This is a genomic window from Novosphingobium profundi (genome assembly GCF_018491765.1).
Taxonomy (GTDB): Bacteria; Pseudomonadota; Alphaproteobacteria; order Sphingomonadales; family Sphingomonadaceae; genus Novosphingobium; species Novosphingobium profundi.
Genome location: NZ_JABWCU010000011.1, coordinates 161,019 through 180,451 on the forward strand (window position 1 = coordinate 161,019; position 19,433 = coordinate 180,451).

17 protein-coding genes are annotated in these 19,433 nt (G+C 65.9%); 6 read left to right on the top strand and 11 right to left on the bottom strand.

Going from position 1 to position 19,433, the window contains the following annotated elements:
• Window positions 1–24: 24 nt before the first annotated feature.
• The 7 genes from HT136_RS14150 to HT136_RS14180 form a co-directional block, all read right to left on the bottom strand.
• Entirely contained in the window at window positions 25–711 is a 687-nt protein-coding gene (locus tag HT136_RS14150) for a Fe2+-dependent dioxygenase (RefSeq protein WP_214200439.1), read from the bottom strand.
• Window positions 712–787: 76 nt separating this feature from the next.
• Window positions 788–2,995, bottom strand: coding sequence for a TonB-dependent siderophore receptor (locus HT136_RS14155; RefSeq protein WP_214200440.1), 2,208 nt, complete (start codon window positions 2,993–2,995; stop codon window positions 788–790).
• Between the two features lie 426 nt (window positions 2,996–3,421).
• A complete protein-coding gene (locus HT136_RS14160) occupies window positions 3,422–3,664 on the bottom strand; it encodes a hypothetical protein (protein WP_214200441.1) in 243 nt (80 codons plus the stop codon).
• A 122-nt stretch (window positions 3,665–3,786) separates the two neighbouring features.
• Window positions 3,787–4,767 (bottom strand): FAD:protein FMN transferase, encoded by a 981-nt coding sequence (locus HT136_RS14165; RefSeq protein ID WP_343222188.1) that lies wholly within the window; start codon window positions 4,765–4,767, stop codon window positions 3,787–3,789.
• Entirely contained in the window at window positions 4,764–5,732 is a 969-nt protein-coding gene (locus HT136_RS14170) for a DUF4198 domain-containing protein (RefSeq protein WP_214200442.1), read from the bottom strand. Before HT136_RS14170 ends, HT136_RS14165 begins: the two co-directional genes overlap by 4 nt.
• A 14-nt stretch (window positions 5,733–5,746) precedes the next feature.
• Window positions 5,747–6,232: a DUF2271 domain-containing protein gene (locus HT136_RS14175; protein WP_214200443.1), complete on the bottom strand. Its 486-nt coding sequence runs from the start codon at window positions 6,230–6,232 to the stop codon at window positions 5,747–5,749.
• 21 nt (window positions 6,233–6,253) lie between these two features.
• Entirely contained in the window at window positions 6,254–6,856 is a 603-nt protein-coding gene (locus HT136_RS14180; protein WP_214200500.1) for a PepSY-associated TM helix domain-containing protein, read from the bottom strand.
• 411 nt (window positions 6,857–7,267) lie between these two features.
• Between HT136_RS14180 and HT136_RS26310 the strand changes: the two genes are divergently transcribed.
• From HT136_RS26310 to pobA, 3 genes are all read left to right on the top strand, one after another.
• Entirely contained in the window at window positions 7,268–8,068 is an 801-nt protein-coding gene (locus tag HT136_RS26310; protein WP_246543708.1) for an energy transducer TonB, read from the top strand.
• Window positions 8,069–8,242: 174 nt separating this feature from the next.
• A complete protein-coding gene (locus HT136_RS14190) occupies window positions 8,243–9,205 on the top strand; it encodes an alpha/beta fold hydrolase (protein ID WP_214200444.1) in 963 nt (320 codons plus the stop codon).
• Window positions 9,206–9,517: 312 nt separating this feature from the next.
• Window positions 9,518–10,687 carry a 4-hydroxybenzoate 3-monooxygenase gene (pobA, locus tag HT136_RS14195; RefSeq protein WP_214200445.1) on the top strand — a complete coding sequence of 390 codons (1,170 nt, stop codon included), beginning with the start codon at window positions 9,518–9,520 and terminating at the stop codon, window positions 10,685–10,687.
• A 13-nt stretch (window positions 10,688–10,700) separates the two neighbouring features.
• On the opposite strand, the gene HT136_RS14200 is transcribed toward pobA, so the two are convergent.
• A complete protein-coding gene (locus HT136_RS14200; RefSeq protein ID WP_214200446.1) occupies window positions 10,701–11,618 on the bottom strand; it encodes an oxygenase MpaB family protein in 918 nt (305 codons plus the stop codon).
• An 11-nt stretch (window positions 11,619–11,629) separates the two neighbouring features.
• The gene (locus HT136_RS14205) at window positions 11,630–14,104 is read right to left on the bottom strand and encodes a TonB-dependent receptor (protein ID WP_214200447.1); all 2,475 of its coding nucleotides are present in this window, start codon (window positions 14,102–14,104) and stop codon (window positions 11,630–11,632) included.
• Window positions 14,105–14,214: 110 nt separating this feature from the next.
• Here HT136_RS14205 and HT136_RS14210 point away from each other — a divergent pair, with 110 nt between their 5' ends.
• From HT136_RS14210 to HT136_RS14220, 3 genes are all read left to right on the top strand, one after another.
• A complete protein-coding gene (locus tag HT136_RS14210) occupies window positions 14,215–14,943 on the top strand; it encodes a helix-turn-helix transcriptional regulator (RefSeq protein ID WP_214200448.1) in 729 nt (242 codons plus the stop codon).
• Between the two features lie 56 nt (window positions 14,944–14,999).
• On the top strand, window positions 15,000–15,656 hold the full coding sequence (locus tag HT136_RS14215; protein WP_214200449.1) for a TetR family transcriptional regulator: 657 nt from the start codon (window positions 15,000–15,002) through the stop codon (window positions 15,654–15,656).
• Window positions 15,657–15,750: 94 nt separating this feature from the next.
• Window positions 15,751–17,382: a long-chain-fatty-acid--CoA ligase gene (locus tag HT136_RS14220; protein ID WP_246543709.1), complete on the top strand. Its 1,632-nt coding sequence runs from the start codon at window positions 15,751–15,753 to the stop codon at window positions 17,380–17,382.
• 30 nt (window positions 17,383–17,412) lie between these two features.
• On the opposite strand, the gene HT136_RS14225 is transcribed toward HT136_RS14220, so the two are convergent.
• Both HT136_RS14225 and HT136_RS14230 read right to left on the bottom strand, forming a co-directional pair.
• Window positions 17,413–18,195 carry an SDR family NAD(P)-dependent oxidoreductase gene (locus tag HT136_RS14225; RefSeq protein ID WP_214200450.1) on the bottom strand — a complete coding sequence of 261 codons (783 nt, stop codon included), beginning with the start codon at window positions 18,193–18,195 and terminating at the stop codon, window positions 17,413–17,415.
• Between the two features lie 17 nt (window positions 18,196–18,212).
• A complete protein-coding gene (locus HT136_RS14230) occupies window positions 18,213–19,388 on the bottom strand; it encodes an acetyl-CoA C-acetyltransferase (RefSeq protein ID WP_214200451.1) in 1,176 nt (391 codons plus the stop codon).
• Window positions 19,389–19,433: the final 45 nt, after the last annotated feature.

The window sequence follows — 19,433 nt, forward strand, 5'->3', positions numbered from 1 at the left end:
TCGGGCCGGGAAACTCGAAGCCGGTCAGGGCTCGCTCCAGAGCCGCAGCAGGTTGTGGTATTGCGCGGCGAGCGTCACCGTTTCCTGCGAATCCCCGTGGCGCTGGCGCAAGGCGTCGATGGCCAGGTCCATTTCGTAGAGCATCGTGCGCTTCGCGTCCTCGCGGATGAGGCTCTGGGTCCAGAAGAACGAGCAGATCCGCTCGCCGCGCGTGACCGGCGCGACGCTGTGCACGCTTGTCGAGGGGTAGAGGATGAGGTCCCCCGCCGGCAGCTTGACCCGGTGTTCGCCATAGGTATCGAGCACCTGGAGTTCACCGCCCTCGTACTCGTCGGGGTCGGTCAGGAAAAGCGTGGTCGAGACGTCGGTGCGCAGCCATTGGGGGGAGCCCGGAACCCCGCGCAGCGAGCCGTCGACGTGGTAGCCATAGGTCTCGTTGCCCTCGCCGGCGTAGCGGTTGAACAGCGGGGGCATGTAGTGCGCGGGCAGAGCGGCGCGAAAGAAGCTCGAATTGGCGCGCAGTGCCTCGAGCACGATCAGGCCCTGTTCGCGCGCGACGGGCGAATCCTCGGGCAACTGGCGGTTGCGCTTTACTTGCGCGCCCTGGTTGCCCCCGGTGGTGCGTCCGTCGATCCAGTCGGCGGCCTCGATGGCGGTGCGCATCGCTCGCACCTGCTCGCGCGAGAGGACGCCGGGAATATGCAGCATCATGGTGTCATTGTCCTTTGAACGGGAAGCCCCGGTGCACGGGCGGCACCGGGGCTTCCCGCTTGATCTGGCCCGAGGGTCAGAAGTGCAGGTTGAGCGTCGCGCGCACCGAGCGTTCGAGGCCCGGCGTGTAGCGGAAGCCGAGGTAGTTTATCGAGGTCATGTACTTCTTGTCGAAGATGTTGAACGCGTTGAGCTGGATGTCGGCGTGCTCGTTGATGGTGTAGCTGGCCATGGCATCGACCACCCAGTAGTCGGGAATTTCGCTCGGCGTCGTCGCGACTTTCGCCTGGCGCTTGACGACGCCGGTATAGCGCGGGCCGCCGCCGATCGTGAGGCCCACCGGCGTGTGGTAGGTGGTCCACAGCGAGAACGCGTTCTCGGGGGCATAGGGCAGCGAGGACGTTCCATCTTGCGCGGTCGCCTCGCCGACCGTGATCCCGGTCTTCTGGTGGGTGTAGGAGGCGATCACGTTCCAGTCGGGCGTGATCTGGCCGGTGGCGGTCAGTTCGACGCCGGTCACGCGCTTCTTGCCGATCTGCGAATAGGTGCCGTCGTCCTCGGCGTAGACCTCGTTCTCGATCCAGGTGCGGAAGACCGAACCGGTCAGCAGCAGGCTCTTGTCGAACAGCTCCCACTTCGTCCCGGCCTCCAGGGTGCGGGCCTTTTGCGGGTCCATGTTCGGATTGCTTGCGCTGCTTTCGCTCGAGGACAGCGAATAGGCGCCAAAGCTTCCGGTCGCGCCCGGGGGCTGCTGCGAAACGGCGTAGTTGACATAGATGTTGCCAGTTTCGGTCAGCTTGTAGAGCGCGCCGAGCTTGTAGGTGAACAGGTCGCCATCGGCCTCGAGATCGGCCGAGCTGGAAGCGTAGGTCGTCTTGTAGTGGTCGTAGCGCAGGCCAAGGTCGAGCTGGACCCGCTCGGTCAGCGAGACGGTGTCGAACAGGTAGGCCGCGACCGTGTCGGTCTGCCAGTAGGCGTTGTCGCCGCTGCGCGCGATGGTGAGGCCGCTTGCGGTGTATTCGGGATCGTAAAGGCTGAGCGATGTCAGCGAACCGGTCTTGGTGAGGCCGTAGTTGGTCTGCTTCTCGCGCGTCAGTTCGACGCCTGCGCTGAGCGAATGGCGGATGGAACCGGTGTCGAAGCGCGAGCTGAGGTTGGTCTGGTTGGTGAGGATCTCGTTCCTGAGATCCTTGGCAGCGCCCAGGCGCGAAATGGTCGAGGCGGAGGGATCGTCCACGTCATAGGTCACGCCGCCTGCAGTGACGGCGAGGAAGTCCTGCGTGGTACGCCCCCAGCGCGTAGTGTTGCGCAAGGTCGTCGCAGCACCGAAATCGTGTTCGACGATGAGCGTGGCCATCGTGGCGACCGAATCGTCGTGCGAATCCGTGCTGCCGTAGTAGTTGCTGCGATTGGCCTTGGTGGCCGTGTTGAGCGCTTCGTTGGTACCCGAATAGCCGCTCCAGCCGACCAGCGAGACACCGCTGTCGGGCACGTTGTTCTGTTCGACGTGGAGCAGGTTCACGAAGACGCGCGTATCGGTGCCGAGCCCGAAGCCGAGCGAGGGGGCAATGCCCCAGCGGTTGTTCTCGACATGGTCGCGACCCGCCACGCCCGCGTCCTGGCCCATGAAGTTCAGCCGCGCGGCGACGGTCTCGGACAACTTGTGGTTGATGTCGAGCGTGCCACGCTTGAAGTCGCCGCTGCCGTAGCCAAGGCTCGCATCGACGCTGTCCTTGAGCGTGGGTTGCTTCGAGGCAAGGTTGATCGAACCGCCGGGCGAACTGCGTCCGTAGTCGGTCCCCGCCGCGCCCTTGGTGACTTCGACCTGTTCGATGTTGAAGACATCGCGCGAGATCGTGCCGAGGTCGCGCACGCCATCGACGTAGATGCTGTTCGACATGTCGAAACCGCGCATGTAGAGCGCGTCGCCCATCGTTGGGCCGCCATTGCCTTCGCCGGCGTTGAAGGTGCCGGCCCCCGCGACGTTGCGCATCGCCTCGGTAAGTGTGGTCGCGCCCTGGTCGAGCAGCACCTTCTTCGTGATGACCTGGATGGTCTGCGGCGTTTCGGCGAGTGGTGCGGTGTGCTTGGGCGACTGGACGCTTTCCACCTTGTAGCCGTTGTCCTCGTCGATGGCGGTGTCGGTCACGGTCATGCCGCCAAGGCGGGTTTCGGCACTGCCATCCTGCGCCAAGGCCGGTGCGGCCAGGAATGTGACGCAGCTCAGGGCGAGGCACGCGGGTGCGGCCGTCGCAGCCTGATAGATTGCGCGATTACGAGACACTTGATTCCCCTTAATTCCTATGGATGCTCACCAAAATTGGTAATGCGAACCGTTAGCATTAAGAGCAAGAATCAATTTGTAACAGTATGTTGGAGGGGGGCTCGCGCCGCGCGGCAAGCGCGGCTGGCTTTCCGTGATTGGCAATTGTCTTCGGGCGGCACTTGCGGCTGGCCTCATGGTGCGAGGGCTGTGAAAGCCCGCTTTCACGCCGGTTCGGCGCGTCCCGCGCAATTCGCAGGCGAAGGGCAGCATGCTCCGGCGAAACGATCGCGCGTGCTGCCTGCGAGCGTGTCTTTGCAGCGCGTGCAAGGTTTCGTGCGCAAATCGAATGTGCAGGGATGAGGCAGGACACCGGGCAGCCGGTGCCTTCACGCACGCAGCGCCAGCCAGATTCGGCGCGTTCGGGGCGCGGCGGCGAAGCAGCCGTCAGGTGCGCGTGCAGCACCCTGAGGGTGCCGAAAGGTCGATGGTTTCGGCGGTTCGCTCGAACGCCGTCTGGCCAGGCTCTGCTGGACGGGTGGCCGGCAGGGCACTTGCCTCGACCGTGAAGCGCCCGAGGTAGGTGTCGTGTGTCGGTGCGGGCGGCGTCGGGCCCAACACGACCGTTGCAAATGCGCCGACGATCGACGAAGCGGCAAGCGAGGCCAGAAGTGGTTTCCAAGGCAGCATGGTCGTGTGTCCCCTCGAGATCGTCTCGATGGGTCGCAGACTACCGTCGACCTGTCGCAGCACTTTGCCGCAACTGCATCATTGTGCATCGGGTTGTATCGCGGCTCCGACATCGTTGCACTTCAGAGCAATTTGCAAAAAGCCGGTGAAAGCCATTCCTCGCCGTCGCGCAGGAGAAGGCGGACCATCAGGCCTTCGCGGCAGGCCAGGGCGCGCGCCTCTTCGGGACGGAGGACGCAAAGCGCGCTGGCCCAGGCGTCGGCGTGCATGCAGCGGGGGTGGAGCACGGTGACCGCGGTCGTCGCGTGGATCGCAGGCTGCCCGGTCCGGGGATCGAGCGTGTGGGCCCCGCGCAGGTAATCGCCCGAGGTCGCGATGCCGAGCGCGTGGAGCGCGACGCGCAAGGGGGGCGTGGCAAGGCCCGGTGGCGTTTCCACGTCGACCCACCAGGGCTCGCCCGAAGGCTTCAGGCCGCGCCCGGCGCACTCGCCGCCGATCTCGACGAGGGCGTGGTGAAAGTCGTGCGCGGCCAGCAGGTCGGCCACGGCGTCGGCGGCATAGCCCTTGGCGATGCCCGAAAGGTCGAGCCAGAGTCCACCGGGTTGGCGCAGGCGCGCACCCAGCGGGTCGAAAGCAAGTGTCCGCCAGTCCGAGTGGGCGGACAGGGATGTAAGTTCGGCAGCGGCGGGCGATACGTCGACCTGCCGCGCCGCCAGCCCCCAGGCATCGGTCAGGCGGCCGAGGGCGGGGCTGAAGGCGCCGTCCGAGGCGTCGGCGATCGCAAGGGCGGAGGCGACGACTTTGGCGAAGTCGGGGCGCAGGTGATGCCAGCTGTTGGCCGGTGCCCGGTTGAAGCGATCCAGGTCCGAATTTTCGTCCCAATGGCTCATCTGCGCGACGAGATCGTCGAGCCTTTGCTGTACGAGACGTGTCAGGTGCGGGCCTTGCGTCACATCTGCAGCGGCAAGCCGGACATTCCAGCGTGTGCCCATCGTTGTACCCGCCAGCGCAAGGATTTGGGCCTCGCGGTCGAATCCGCGAAAGGCGCCCGGCTGGATTTGCTCGGGCACCGCAATACGCGGTGCCCGAGCCAGGGTCGTCACGGAGCCACCACTTCGAGCGTGGCGGTGTAACCCAGTTTGCGCTTCTGCGCGTGGCTGTCCGAAGGCTTGCTGTCCGCGTACTCGGTGTTGAGCCAGTAGAACCCGGGCTTGGTCCAGGTGACGGTGAGGACGCCGTTGGCGTCGGTGGTTAGGGTCTGGGTGTCGGCGGCTTCGAAAAAGCGCGCGGGGCCGGGAATTACTTCGACTTTGAGGCCGGCCGCCGGCTTGCCGTCGACAAGGAAGCGGAAACGGGCGGCTTCACCGGCGACAAGGTCGGTGGGCATCGTTTCGGGCACGAATTCAAGGCCCTTGCCGGTCGGCGTGAAGCTCGCCGGGGTGGGATTGCCGGCCGTGACGAAGAACTCGTTGGTGCTCGCGCTTTCGGTCAGATCAAGATCGGTCGCGCCGGCCGGGATGTCCGCGACACTGGCCACCATGTGCGCGGGATCGATCCGCATGCGGCCGCCAGGGCCGCCCGGTCCTGCGGGGGCGCCGGGACCACCGGGGCCGCCTTCACGGCCACCTTCGCCCGGGCGCGGACCTTGCGCGCCGCCGCGCGGGGGGGCACCAGAGGCCGCACCGGGGGGCGGACCGCGCCGGCCACCGACCATCCAGTCCTCGCCGTTCACCTTGAAGCGGCCGCTGATGCCCTCGCGGGTCATGCCGATGCGCCAGGTGCCCTCCTTGTCGATCGCGACGTCGAAGACCGCGCGGTTGGCCAGCTTCGCGGCATTCGTGACGCTGCCCTGCGTGCCGTCGGGTTCGCGCACGCGGACCTGTTCGGAGCCGACTGCGGCGTGGTTGGGTTCGAAGGCGTGGGTCGAGGCTCCGGCGTCGACCGTCACCGTCTGTCCGGTGTTGGAGAGGACCGTGATCGAGGGCAGCAGCCACAAGTTGTGGGCGCTCGCCGGAGCCGAGGCCGCGGCAAGCGCGCTTGCCGCGAGGAGAAGCGTTTTCTTCAGCATGCTAGTTTCCCTGTTCAACGGGCGGAAATGGTGATCGATCCGAGTTCGCGCGACCCGCTGGCGCGCGCGTCCTTGGCGGGGACCTGGAGGGGCACGGAAACGAATTCGCGTCCGCCTTCCTCGCGCGCCGCCTCGACGTAGAGCGTGTAGCTGCCCGCCTTGAGGTTGGCGGGAACGGGAATGCGGTAGGCGCCGGGGGCACGGGTCGCGCCGCTTACGCCATCGGCGGGCATCGCGAGGCTGCGCCCGCCCTTGCGCCACCAAGTGCGCAAGTCGGCAAGCCACTTGGTGCCGGGCTCGTGGCCGGTCTTGTCGACGTCGTACCAGACCGCAAGTGTGCGGGGCTTGCTGCCATCGGTCGGCTCGACCCAGACCGCGACGTAAGGGCGGTTGTATTCGGCAACCTGGAGGCGCGGGATGGTGACGGTGATGGTCGCCGCGCCGGCCGGAACGGCCATCGCGCCCGCGCTGCCGGCAGCGAGTATCAAGCTCTTCTTCATGGGAATGTGCCCTCGGGTAGATCAGGTATGGAGAAACAGGATGATGATCACGATCGGCGCCAGCGTTCCGCCCGCGACGAGTGGCCAGGTGGATGGGCGGTTCTTCGCGTGGATCTGCAGCAGCAGCAGGCCGGTGATGGTGAAGACGATGCAGGCGAGCGCGAAGGCGTCGATGAACCAGAACCAGGCGCTGCCGGTATGGCGGCCCTTGTGCAGGTCGTTGAGGAACGAGATCCAGCCGCGATCGGTGCGTTCCGAGGCGATCGCGCCGCTCGCGCGATCGATGCTGACCCAGGCGTCACGCCCGGGCCCCGGAATGGCGACATAGGCCTCTTCGGGTGACCATTCGACCGGCTCGCCGCGCACGTCGATGCCCACGAGCTCGTCCACCTCGGCGGCGACAGCTTCGGGCAGGGGGGCGCTCTCGGCCATGTCCCCTGTGAGGGCATGCAGGAGCGACTTGGGAAGCGCGGCGTCCTTCGAGACGACGACGGGCGTAGCCGGGATCGCCGAGGCATGGTTGAGCGTGATTCCGGTTACCGCGAAAAGCAGCATGGCGGTCAGCGACATCGCGGCACTGACCCAATGCCAGGTACGGAATTGCTTGAGCCAGAACTGGCGCATCGACTTGCCCTGCGGCTTCGGCTTCGGCTTGCCGGCCTTGCGCGAATTGGTGGCCGGGCGGGGAATGGCAGGCGGCACCGGTTCGCCCTCGCGCAAGGGACTGCGAGCCTGCGTGGCCGCGGGATGGGCGCTGTTCAAACCGGACCTCCTGAGGGGCAAGACTTTGGCGGCATTGCAAGAGCTTCGTCGGTATGACGGAGGGGCGCTTGCACGCGGCGGCTAACAGAGTGCCGTATAATTGACAATGCGAATCATTTGCAATATCAATTTTGCTGTGCTTGGGGGTGGCTTTCGGTGGCGGGGAATTCGCTTCATCTCCGCGTCGCAGCCCGAACTCTAAGTTTCCACTATTGCGAACTAATTGCAATAATTTTTATGTCTGCCGCCGATGCGGAATATCAGTGAGGCATTATGCTGCTGCAACGCGAACCCGACGTCACCGAGCTCATCGTGTCATTTCCGGCAGAACCGGAGATTGGTGATGCCGAGCAGCGCCGCGTCGAACCTGTTCGCGAGCAAGCCCAGCGCTATGGCGAGCGGCGCGGGCCCAATGCGGCAGGGCTGGCTGCGGCGCTGGGCGTGCAGCTCCTGGCCATACCCCTGCTGCTGAGCCTTGGCGCGAGCGTACTCCACCGCAAGGAGCCTGCCCACGTCGTCGCCATCGACCTGACACCGGCCGCACCTCCGGCAGCGAATCGCGAACCTCAAAAGCGCCCCGCAGCCAAGCCGGTGGAGGATGTGCACCGGACGATCCCGGTTTCCGAACCGGTCGTGCCGCCGGTGCCGGTCGCGCGGCTCACGCTGGCTTCGGCGACGGTAGCCGCGCCGCCAGCGGTTCGGGTCGACGCTCCGCCGCCACCTCCTGCGCCGGCCGCGCAAGCCGCATCGGCCTCGACGTCGAGTGCGGCGGGTGCCGTCGGAATGGCCTCGGCAAACCTCAATGGCATTCGGATGATCGCAGGGGAGCCGCCGCGCTATCCGCTCGAGAGTCGTCGCCTCAAGGAGCAGGGGACGGTGCGCCTGCGTGTCCTGTTGGGAACCGATGGCCGGGTAAAGACGATCGAAGTCGCCACGAGCAGCGGGTTCGAGCGTCTCGACAAGGCGGCACTCGGCGCGGTCCGGCACTGGCGCTGGGCGCCGATCGTGCGCGATGGACAACCGGTCGAAGTGCCAGGTTTTCTTGACATTCCCTTCGTCCTGCGGGGCCTCTGACCGGGCATTGCCGCGCAAATTCGCAATTCCGGCTGGCGGATAGCGCGGAGGGCTCGGCTCGACCCGGCGGTCCGGGGCCGGGAGGTTGCCTGAGGACACGCGCGCAAGCCAAAACCTTTTTGGGGCTGCCCTTCACCGGCGCGCGGCTTGCCCTGGAAGGAGATGCGCACCGTGATGAGCCGCCGAGACATGGCTGGACATGCCCTTTCGATGGGTGCCCTTGTTGCCGGACTGGGCCTTGCCGCAAGCCCGCGCGGCGCGCGCGCGCAGGTCGAATTCGCGCCCGATCCGGACGATATCTGGACCCGCCACGGAACGCTCGCGCGGGCAGGCGGGGTACTGCACTACGCGCTCCTCGATGCGAAGACGGACATTGCGGCGAAGAGGGCGCCGGTCGTCCTGCTGCACAAGCTGGGGGGCTGGGTCGCGGACTGGCGCGGCGTGGCTCCGCTCCTGGCGCAGGACCGCCCGGTGATCGCGATCGATCTGCCCGGACACGGCCAATCACGCTGGAACGGCACGCCGCCCGCGGTACAGACCGTCGAAGAGACCGCGATGCTGGTGCGCGGGGCGCTGCTCGAACTGGGACGAACGTTGGGTTTCGGCCATGTGCACGTGGCTGGCACTTCGCTTGGCGGCTGCGTAGCGGTGGCTCTGGCGGCGCTGTGTCCTGAACTCGTCGGCAAGCTGGCCTTGCCCTCGTGCGTGCTGGGCGCAGGGACGAGCTGGGAGGCCATTCTCGAGAAGGAGGCGAAGCAGGCGCGCGACGGTCAGTTCAGCGCGGAAGGGGACCCCTTGCCAACGGACGCGGCGCTTTCGAAGGCGGTGTTCCATCTCGACCACGCGCGCGAGATCGCGGCTGAACAGAACGCGAGCCGACGTGTCGCCGGGCACTGGATCCGGCCGCAGGAGCGCGGCGTGGCGCTGACCGATTTCACCCGGCTGATGCCGCGCATCACGGCGCCGACCCTGCTTCTCTATGGCGCGCGCGACACTTACTTCCTCGCCTACCGCGACGAGGCGCTTGGGCACTTGCGACAAGGCCGATCGATCGTCCTGCCCGACGTCAGTGGTTTTCCCGTTCAGGACAGTCCGGTGCGCACAGGCGAGGCGCTGGCCGCTTTCCTGCAGGATTGAAGGGCGCACGCATCGGGGGGCGGGGAGGCCTGAACAGGTTCCGTGCCATGTCCTCTCGATGCCAGTCTGGCTGGCGTGTTTGACCCTAGTTTGTCTCCAAGCCCGCCAAGGTGATTGCCAAACAGATTACGAAATTCGGGAAAATCTGACCTCGCATTGCGTCCAGTTATGAGCGATTTGGCCATTACGGGTTGTCCCAAATGTACCTGAAGAATGGTTCTCGCGGCCCTTCCGCACCGACCCCGGGTTGCGCCACAAGTCGCTTCGACGAAGCGCAGACTTCATGCGCGAACGGGAAAGGGTCTAAGGCATATGCGTACTCAGGTGGCGATTATCGGTGCAGGTCCCGCAGGGCTCCTGCTGGGGCATCTCCTGCGCCAGGAAGGGATCGACTGCGTCGTCCTCGAGCGGCAGACCGGGCCTTACGTCCTGTCGCGCATTCGCGCGGGCGTGCTCGAACAGGTGACGGTCGGGCTGATGGAGCGTCTGGGGCTCGACGCGCGGATGAAGGCCGAAGGCCTGCCCCACGATGGCTTCAACCTTGCCGACGGCGAGCGCCTGATCCGGATCGACATCAAGGCGCTCACCGGCAAGGAAGTGATGGTCTACGGACAGACCGAACTGACCCGTGATCTGATGGAGGCCAGCGCCGCACGCGGGCTCGAAGTGATCTACGAGGCCGGTGATGTCGCGCTCCACGAGATCGAGAGCGATGCGCCTTACGTGACGTTCACCAAGGGCGGCGTGGAACAGCGCCTCGATGCGCGCTTCATCGTCGGCTGCGACGGGTTCCACGGGCCGTCGCGCAAGGCGATCCCCGAAAGCGTGGGCCGTGGCTACGAACGCGTCTACCCTTTCGGCTGGCTGGGCATCCTTGCCGATGTGCCCCCGTGCAACCACGAGCTGATCTACGCCAACCACGAACGCGGCTTCGCGCTTGCCTCCATGCGCAGCGAGACGCGCAGCCGCTATTACATCGACGTGCCGCTGACCGAAAAGGTCGAGGACTGGTCCGATGACCGGGTCTGGGACGAACTGGCCATCCGCCTCGGCCCCGACGCGGCGGCGCGAATCACCCGTGGCCCTTCGCTGGAGAAGTCGATTGCGCCGTTGCGCTCCTACGTCTTCGAGCCGATGCGTCACGGCAGCCTGATGCTCTGCGGCGACAGCGCGCACATCGTGCCGCCGACCGGGGCCAAGGGGCTGAACCTCGCCGCAAGCGACGTGCACTACGCTGCCGAGGCGCTGCTCGGCTATTTCAAGGCGAACGATGCCGATGCGATCGCGGGCTATTCCGAGAAAGCCCTGGCACGCGTCTGGAAGAGCGAGCGCTTCAGCTGGACGCTGACCAAGCTCATGCACCGCTTCCCCGAGGACGGCGCGTTCGAACGACGCATGCAGCTGGCCGAACTCGACTACATCGCCTCGAGCGAGGCGGCGCAGCGTTCGATCGCCGAGAACTACGTGGGACTGCCCGTCTGATCGGCCAATGCGCTCAGGCGACTGGCTTCCTCTTGCGGTAGAGCCAGTCGTACCCCAGCCCCATGCGCAGGCAGGCCTGGCTGGGGGGCGCGCTGCGGATCGCGAGGCGTTCGAACAGTGCGCCAAGGGCGCCCACCAGATGCCGTTCCCAGCGCGCGAGGCGCCAGCGCGGGGTGTCGAGTGCCAGTTGCGCCCGCGTCCAGCCCGGAAGGGTGTCGATCGCGGCGCGGATGAGGATGCGCTGGAAGGGGCGCAAGGGCAGCGGCAGCGCGGGTGTGCGCTCCATGATGCCCAGAAATTCGAAGACGATGGGGTGCGCCACGATGCGCGGCTTCATCGCCTCGAAGCAGGCCCGCTGTTCGGCCAGGCTGAGCGGTGCGCCCGTAGCGCCGAACAGCCGGGCGATCGGCTCGCTCTCGACATAGAAGCGGTCGCGCTCGGCGTCGTCGAGCGGGCAGGCCCATTTGGCATAGGCTTCCATGAAGCCGTAGCCGACCGTGGCCTGAACCCAGTCGAGCAGGACGGGGTCATTCGCGTGGTAGGCTTCGCCCTCGGGCGTCGTCCCGCGCACTTTCTCGTGCATTCGCACGACCCCCCGGATCAGCTTCGTGGCGGTCTCGCGAGGGGCGTAGACGCTGACGTGGGTGGCAAGCCCGGTGCGACGTAGCCGGGTGATGGGATCCTTGGGAAAGATCGAATGGCCCCAGACCCCCTCGCGCACGCGCGGTTCGCCCAGTTCGAGGAGGACCGCGGTAATGCCCCCGACGAACAGCGAGATCGGGTTCTTGTAGACCTGCCAGGCCACCGATTCCGGAGCGTACCAGGCCGGTGCGCCGGCTGGGCTGCGGAAATCGATGGTCGGCTGGGAGGCAGGGGTGGCCGGCGTGCCGGCAGTGGGACCGGACGTGTCGACTGTCTGCACGCGTGCCATGCAATTCTCCTTCAGAAACCGTAGCTAAGGGTGAGGCCATAGGTTCGCGGCATGCCTGCGTAGCGCACGTTGAGGTTCTGGTTGTCGACCACGCTCGTCCAGTAATAGGTATTGGTGATGTTGCGGCCCCAGACCGAGACGCCCCAGCGCCGGTCGCTGCTCTCGATGCCGATGCTGCCGTTCAGCAGGAAATAGTCCTTGATCGCGAACAGGGGATCCTCGCCGAAATCGGAGTGGGTCTTGGACTGGTAGCTGCCGTTGAGCGTGGTGCGAAAATCGAGCGTGCTCGACAGCGGCACCGTCACCACCGCCGTCGCGCTGGTCGAGAACTTGGGCGCGAAGGAAAAGTCCGAGCCGCTGAAGTCGGTCGCTATGCCCGCCGCATTGGCGCCCACATAGTCCTTCACCTTGGTGTCGAGATACGTGGCGTTCCAGCTCAGCGTGAGTTCGCGGATCGGCTGGAGCACGATTTCGCCATCGATGCCCCAGGCGCGCGACTTGGGAATGTTCACCAGCCTTTGCAGCGCGCCGAAGGTCGGGTCTGGGACGTAGGAGCTGAATTGCTTGTCGGTGTAATCGTAGTAGAAGCCGGTCACGTTGACTTGCGCCTTGTGGCCCCAGAGCCCCAGGCGCGCGCCGAGTTCGTAGGCGGTGAGCTTCTCCTGCGAGGCCGGCGTGAACTGCACCGCGCGGTTGGCCGGTACGATCGGGATGTTGCCCGACTTGATGCCGCGCGCGACCGAGGCGAACAGAAGCGTCTCGGAATTGGGTTCGTACTGGAGCGCGAGGCGGCCCGAGACGTTGTCCTGGCTGAGTTGCGAATGGACCTCGTGGTCGGTGTTGGTGGCCGGATCGTACGTCGTGCAGCCGTTCTTGACGACTTCGGGCGCGATGACCCCGTAAGTGCCGAAGATGATCGCGCGCGCCGCGGTGTTGACGATGGGCAGGTAATTGCCGTTGACCTCGGTCGAGCAGCCGTCGAGCTGGGTCTTGTCGATTCCCACGCGCAGCCCTCCGGTGAGTGTGACCTGCGCCCCCAGTTCGACCTCGCCGTTCATGAAGGCGCTCATCGTGTCGGACTTGCCGCGCGAGCGCCCGCCGCCAGCGCGAAACGCGTCGGCGACGTCGCTGGCGGTGAAACCGGAAGTGTTGAAGATCGCGTTGAGCACGGGATTGGCCAGGATGCCGAGCGTGGCGAGGCGCAAGTAGCGCACCGAGGAATTCTCGCCGATCAGGAACACCGTGTTCTCGTGCATGGTGTCGTGGGCGAAATAGCCTCCGATCGTCCAGTCGAAGCCGTCACCGTCGACTTCGGCGCGGACTTCCTGCTGGAACGACTTGATCGCCGCATCGTAGCGCGTTGCGATGATCTCGTAGGGCGCGCCCGAGAAGTCGACCACGTCCTTGCGGGAAAAGTCGTTGTAGCCGCTGATCGAAATGATGCGCAGGCGATCGTTGGGCGTCCAGGTCAGGCGCAACTGCGCCGAAATGAAGTCGCTGTCCGCGCGCGGTGCGCCGATGCCGGGCGCGAGGCCTACCGTCTGGCCGAGTTGCTCGGGGGTGTTGAAGCCGGCCTGGTTGGCCTTGGTCGGCTGGTAGTTCGCCAGGTAGTCGATAAGGCCGGGCACGTTCGCGTCGCCCGGGCCGAAGGAGGGCGAGGCGAGCGAGAGGCGGTTGGTGAGGTTGAGGCTGATCGCCTGTCCCGCCTGGGTATCCGAACGGTCGCGCCAGCCCGAGACCGAGACGAAGGCGGCGAAGTCGCTGTCGGGCTCGAAGGCGAGCGAGGCGCGGCCTGCAAGGCGGTCCTTCTTGCCCAGGCGATCACCGCGCGTCTGGTCGATCTGCCAGCCCTTGTCGCTGTTCTCCCAGCGGCCCGCGACGCGCAGCGCCGCAGACTTGCCAAGCGGCAGGTTGACCATGCCCTCGAAATTGTAGGTCTGGTAATTGCCGAATTCGCCCTGGATGCTTGCGGACGTGGTGCCCAATTGCGGCTTGGCGGTGATGAAGTCGATCAGGCCGGCCGTGGTGTTGCGGCCGTAGAGCGTGCCTTGCGGTCCCTTGAGCACCTCGACGCGCTCGAGATCGAAGATCGGACCACCCGCCATCGAAGGGTAGGGGTAGGCGAGTTCGTCCTGATAGATGCCCACCGTCGAGGTCGCCGTGATGTTGACGGTGTTGAAGCCGATGCCGCGCAGCGTGAAGATCGGCACCCCCGAATAGGCCGGCGAGACACTGAGCCCGGGCACGGCCGTCGCCAGCGCATTCACGTTGTCTATGCGCAGGTCCTCCAGGGTATTCTGGCTGAGCGCCTGCACCGCGAGCGGGACTTCGTAGATGCTTTCGCTTTTGCGCTGGGCGGTGACGATGATTTCGGGCATGCTCGGTTCGGCTTCGCTGCCGCCTTGCGCACGCGCCCGGTCGACCGGCACGAGAAACGTCCCGAAAGCCATCAGGGCCGTGCTGCTCGCAAGTGCTGTTCTGCGCATCTTCATTCCCCTCTCCTGCGGTCCCTTTTTTAGGGCTTGGCGTACTTATTGTTTACTTGCATAATTACATTCTGCGACGCGGCGCAAAAGCTATCGGAATCGATAGGGGTATGGGACGGAAGACGGAACTGGGCGGACTTGCCCTGCAATTGCGCGAAGAAGGCCGGAAAATCGGCCTGCCCCTGGTCGCGACATGCGCCGACATAAGCTCGGCGCGGCCCACGCTTGACGAAGACGGCAAGCCTGTTGCCAGCCATTTCGATTTCACCGAACCGGCGCAAGGGTATTGGAAAAAGGGCGATCTTGCCTTGCGCAACGCGATCGTCGCGATGGTTCGCCACCTGGGTGAACCCTTCCACTTCGAGGACGGGGTGATCGGCGGCTGGCGGCCGATCCGGATTTCGGACAAGCTCGGGCGCCTCGCTCGCAGCGTGAACTACGCCGTGCGCAGCGCGATCGTCGTTCCGGTGCGCTTGCCGCGCAGCACGATCGGTGCGGTGGTCTGGGCGACCGACCGCGAAGGGCTCGACGTGCGCGAGGTGTTCGAGGAGCATGCCCTTGTTCTGCACGGGATGGCGACGCGTTTCATTTCGGCCTGCGATGGGGTGGCGCATGGAGTGCCGGAGGTCGGGCTCTGCACGATGACCCGGCGCGAGGTGCAGTGCCTCAAGCTCGTTGCGGCGGGCAAGACCGACGGGGAGATCGCCACGATTCTGGGCCTTGCGGCGCCCACCGTGCGCTTTCACATGAAGAAGGCGAGCGCGAAGCTGGGGGAAAGTGGGCGACTGCGCACCGCGCAGCGCGCGATTGAACTGGGATATGTGTCAACGCGCCTCTAGTGCGGCGCGAACGTTTTGGGAATGTCCGCGTGGTGCGGGCCAGCAAGGAGTATCAGGTGGCGGTTACGGAGGTTCGAGGCAGGAAGAAGCCAGCCGGGCGACGCAGGAAGAATGCGAAGGTCTCGACGGCCGACTTGCTGCTCGATGCGACCAGCAGTCTCATGGTCGAACGCAATTCGGCCGATGTGACCTTTGCCGACATCGCGGAGAGTTCGGGGCTCAACGCCGCACTCATCCGTTATCATTTCGGCAGCAAGGCGGGCCTGTTCATGGCCTTGCTCGAGCGCGACGCGGGCGGCACGTTCGCCAATCTCGAAGCGCTGGTGAACGCCGACATGCCCGCCGATCAGAAACTGCGCCACCACGTACACGGCGTGATCAAGACATATTGGCGCTATCCCTACATGAACCGACTGGTTGCGGTCCTGTCCTTCGAAAGCGATTCGGAAGCCGCGCGCTTCATTGCCGAACGCTTCACCCAGACGCTGGCCGATGCCCAGCGGCGCATCCTCGAACAGGGCGAGCGCGAAGGGCTGTTCCGCAAGATCGATCCCATGCTTTTCTATTTTTCGGTGATCGGCTCGTGCGACCACCTGTTCAATGCCCGCCATTCGCTGAAGTTCGCCTTCGGAGTGGAGGAAATCGACGATGACTTGCGCCGCCGTTACAGCGAGCATGTCGCCTCGGTCCTGCTGGAGAGCGTGCGGGCCTGAGGTGGTGGCTTGCGCGACCGAACTTAATTGATTAATTAAATAAGGATGGACTCGGGACAGAGATCCGCGAAACGAACAGCTTGGGGGTACGGCGATGGGAGACGTCCGGACACAAGGGGGCAGTGCGATCGACGCGCGCCCCCGGCAGATCGATTTCGAACGCATGCCGCGGCTCGGCGACATTCCCGCATATTATGCGCAGCTTCATCCGGATGCACCCGCCATGCGGTTTGGCGGGCACGCGACGAACTGGGCGCAACTCGATGCACGCGTGAGCGCCGTGGCCGCGGCCCTGCTCGCGAGCGGGGTCGCGCCGGGGGAGCGCGTCGCGTTCATCGGCAAGGGGAGCGATCGTTTTTTCGAACTCATGTTCGGCGCCGCGCGCGCAGGCATCGTTCTCGTGCCGCTGCAATGGCGGCTCGCGGTTCCCGAAGCGCAGGCGATCCTGCGTCACAGCGAGGCGCGACTTCTCTTTGTGGAAGAGGATCAGTTCGCCGTGATCGACCAATACGCGGCGAGCTTGACGGGAGGGGGCTGCATCGCCCTCTCGCCGGGGAGCGCCTATCCCGAATGGGAGGCCTGGCTGGCGGGGGCCGCGGGGAAGAACCCGGGGCTTCCCGAAGTCGAGGCGACGCAGGCGGCGATCCAGCTTTACACCTCGGGCACGACCGGAGAGCCCAAGGGAGTCATGCTCAGCCACGCCAATATCCTGGCTGGTCGCCGCGATTCTATGCGCGCGAACATGCGTTGGAACGAATGGCAGGAAGGGGACGTCAACCTCGTGGCCCTGCCGCTTGGTCATATCGGCGGGGTGGGCTGGGCGATCGTGGGCTTCTACAACGGTGCCACCACGTTGATCCACGCCGAGTTCGTGCCCGATGCCTTTATCGACGCGTTGGCCGAAGAAGGGGTGAGCAAGACCTTCCTGGTGCCCACCGCCATCCAGATTCTCCTGACCCGTCCGGGCATTCGCGAGCGCGAATTTCCGCGCCTTCGCACGATGCTTTATGGGGCCAGTCCGATCGCGCTAGACCTGCTGCGCGAGGCGACGGAGGTCTTTGCCTGCGAATTCGTCCAGCAATACGGCATGACCGAGACTTGCGGCACGATCGTCTACCTGCCGCCCGAGGACCACGATCCCGCCGGCAACGAGCGCATGCGGTCGGCCGGACTGCCGATGCCCGGCGTTGAACTGCGCGTGGTCGAACCCATCGCACGCACGCCGCTTGCCGTGCGTGAGGTGGGCGAAGTGGAAACACGCTCGGTCGCGAACATGATCGGCTACTGGAACGCGCCCGACAAGACCGGCGAGGTGGTCGACGGAGAGGGGTGGCTGCGCACTGGCGATGCCGGTTACCTCGACGCGCAGGGCTATCTCTATATCTGCGACCGCTTCAAGGACATGATCTGCAGCGGAGCGGAGAACGTCTATCCGGCCGAAGTGGAGAACGCGATCTACGGCCACCCGGCGGTGGCCGAAGTCGCCGTGATCGGTGTTCCCGACGAACGCTGGGGCGAGGCGGTCAAGGCAGTGGTCGTGCTGCGGCCCGGTAGTGTGCCCTGCGAAGCCGAGATCCTGGCCTTCGCCCGTTCGCGCATCGGCGGGCACAAGGTCCCCAAATCGATCGATTTCGTGGAGGCCTTGCCGCGTACGCCTTCGGGCAAGGTCATGCGGCGCCTTTTGCGCGATCCCTATTGGCAGGGCCGGGAGCGCGCGGTCAACTGACGGCGCGACCCCGGCGATCGCAAAGCCACTTCAGCGCGGCGGCATCCGGATGGCACCGTCGAGACGCACGGCGGCGGCGTTGAAGTAGGTCGTCTCCACCATGCAGAGCGCAAGCGCGGCGAACTCGCGCGGATTGCCCAGGCGCTTGGGGAAGGGTACCGAGGCGGCCAAGGCGTCCAGCACTTGCGCGGGCGCGGCATTCATCAGCGGGGTGTCAAAGAGACCCGGCAGGATCGCGTTGACCCGGATACCCTCGGTCATGAGATCGCGGGCGATGGGCAGGGTCATGCCCATGATCGCGGCCTTCGAGGCCGCATAAGCGGCCTGCCCGACCTGCCCGTCCTGTGCGGCAGCGGAGGCGGTGTTGACGATCACGCCGCGCTCGCCTTCCTCGAGCGGATCGAGCGTGAGCATGCCCGCCGCGCTCAGCGCGGTGCAGCGGAAGGTGCCGGTGAGGTTGATTGCGATGGTTCGCTCGAAGACCCCGAGCGGAAAATGGCTGATCGATCCGTCCTGGCGCGAGCGTGAGGCTGTCTTGAAGGCGCTGCCCGTACCCGCGCAATTGACGAGGATGCGCTCCTGGCCATGCGCGGCCCGTGCCTTGCCAAACCCGGCGATGACCGATCCCTCGTCGGTCACGTCGACCTTGCAGAACACGCCGCCAAGTTCGGCGGCGAGCGCTTCGCCAAGCTCGCTTTGGAGGTCGAAGATGGCGACTTTCGCGCCTTTTTCGGCCAAGGCGCGCGCCGTCGCGGCGCCGAGGCCGGAGGCTCCTCCGGTGACGACGGCGGCCGTCGTCGTATCGATCTTCATGGTGTTTGCCCTTCCTGTCAGAAGCGTTCGATGATGGTCAGGTTGGCCAGCCCGCCGCCTTCGCACATGGTCTGCAGGCCGTATTTCTTGCCGTGTGTTCCCAGTGCGTGGATGAGCGTTGCCATCAGCTTTGTGCCGCTGGCGCCGAGCGGATGGCCCAGTGCGATCGCCCCGCCGTGAACGTTCAGCCGCTGCGGATCGGCCCCGGTGTGCTTGAGCCAGGCAAGGGGGACTGAGGCGAAGGCTTCGTTGACTTCGTAAAGGTCGATGTCGTCGAGCGAGAGGCCCGCGCGGGCAAGTGCGCGGTCGGTTGCGAAGAGCGGCTCCTCCAGCATGATCACCGGGTCGCCGCCGGTCACGGTAAGGGTGTGGATGCGCCCGATCGGCTCGAGCCCGAACGTCTTGAGGGCGCGCTGCGAGACGATCAGCACCGCCGAGGCGCCGTCGCAGATCTGGCTCGCGTTCGCGGCGCTGATCATTCCATCGGGGGCGAGCAGTTTGACCGACTGGATCGATTCGAGCGTGGCGTCGTAGCGGATGCCCTCGTCGCGCACGTGCAGCTCGGGGCCTTCGGAAGTCGTGATCTCCAGCGGCACGATCTCGCCATCGAAATGCCCGGCCTGGGTCGCGACGATGGCCTTGCGATGGCTCTCCAGTGCGAAGGCGTCGAGGTCGTCGCGCGAGAAGCCGTACTTCCGGGCGAGCGCCTCGGCGCCTGTGAACTGGCTGAACACGATGCCGGGGTAGCGTTCTTCCTGGCGCGGCGACTTGGGCAGGCCGAGGCCGGCTTCGGCAAACAGCGACATGGTCGCGCCCATCGGTACCCGCGTCATCGATTCGACTCCCGCCGCGATCACCACGTCCTGCGTTCCCGAGAGCACCGCCTGCGCGGCGAAGTGAACGGCTTGCTGGCTGCTGCCGCACTGCCGGTCGATCGTCACGGCAGGTACGGACTCGGGCAGGCCGGAGGCGAGCACCGCGTTGCGCCCGAGGTGCATCGATTGCTCGCCCCCTTGCGTTACGCAGCCCATGATCACGTCGTCGATCCCGGCCGGATCGAGCCCGGTGCGCTCAACCAGGGCATCGAGCGTGGCGCCGGCCATGTCGGCGGGATGCCAGTCGGCGAGCTTGCCGCGTCGACGCCCTCCCGCGGTGCGGACGGCATCGACGATATAGGCGGTTTCAGCGGGCATTGGTTCCTCTCCAGCGGTTGCGATTCCGGCGCCTTGCGCTCCTGG

Bases quoted from the DNA above. Each gene is read 5' to 3' on its own strand.
- HT136_RS14150 (WP_214200439.1), bottom strand. From the start codon at position 711: ATGATGCTGCATATTCCCGGCGTCCTCTCGCGCGAGCAGGTGCGAGCG.
- HT136_RS14160 (WP_214200441.1), bottom strand. From the start codon at position 3,664: ATGCTGCCTTGGAAACCACTTCTGGCCTCGCTTGCCGCTTCGTCGATC.
- HT136_RS14170 (WP_214200442.1), bottom strand. From the start codon at position 5,732: ATGCTGAAGAAAACGCTTCTCCTCGCGGCAAGCGCGCTTGCCGCGGCC.
- HT136_RS14175 (WP_214200443.1), bottom strand. From the start codon at position 6,232: ATGAAGAAGAGCTTGATACTCGCTGCCGGCAGCGCGGGCGCGATGGCC.
- HT136_RS14180 (WP_214200500.1), bottom strand. From the start codon at position 6,856: ATGCGCCAGTTCTGGCTCAAGCAATTCCGTACCTGGCATTGGGTCAGT.
- HT136_RS26310 (WP_246543708.1), top strand. From the start codon at position 7,268: ATGCTGCTGCAACGCGAACCCGACGTCACCGAGCTCATCGTGTCATTT.
- HT136_RS14190 (WP_214200444.1), top strand. From the start codon at position 8,243: ATGAGCCGCCGAGACATGGCTGGACATGCCCTTTCGATGGGTGCCCTT.
- pobA (WP_214200445.1), top strand. From the start codon at position 9,518: ATGCGTACTCAGGTGGCGATTATCGGTGCAGGTCCCGCAGGGCTCCTG.
- HT136_RS14200 (WP_214200446.1), bottom strand. From the start codon at position 11,618: ATGGCACGCGTGCAGACAGTCGACACGTCCGGTCCCACTGCCGGCACG.
- HT136_RS14205 (WP_214200447.1), bottom strand. From the start codon at position 14,104: ATGCGCAGAACAGCACTTGCGAGCAGCACGGCCCTGATGGCTTTCGGG.
- HT136_RS14210 (WP_214200448.1), top strand. From the start codon at position 14,215: ATGGGACGGAAGACGGAACTGGGCGGACTTGCCCTGCAATTGCGCGAA.
- HT136_RS14220 (WP_246543709.1), top strand. From the start codon at position 15,751: ATGGGAGACGTCCGGACACAAGGGGGCAGTGCGATCGACGCGCGCCCC.
- HT136_RS14225 (WP_214200450.1), bottom strand. From the start codon at position 18,195: ATGAAGATCGATACGACGACGGCCGCCGTCGTCACCGGAGGAGCCTCC.
- HT136_RS14230 (WP_214200451.1), bottom strand. From the start codon at position 19,388: ATGCCCGCTGAAACCGCCTATATCGTCGATGCCGTCCGCACCGCGGGA.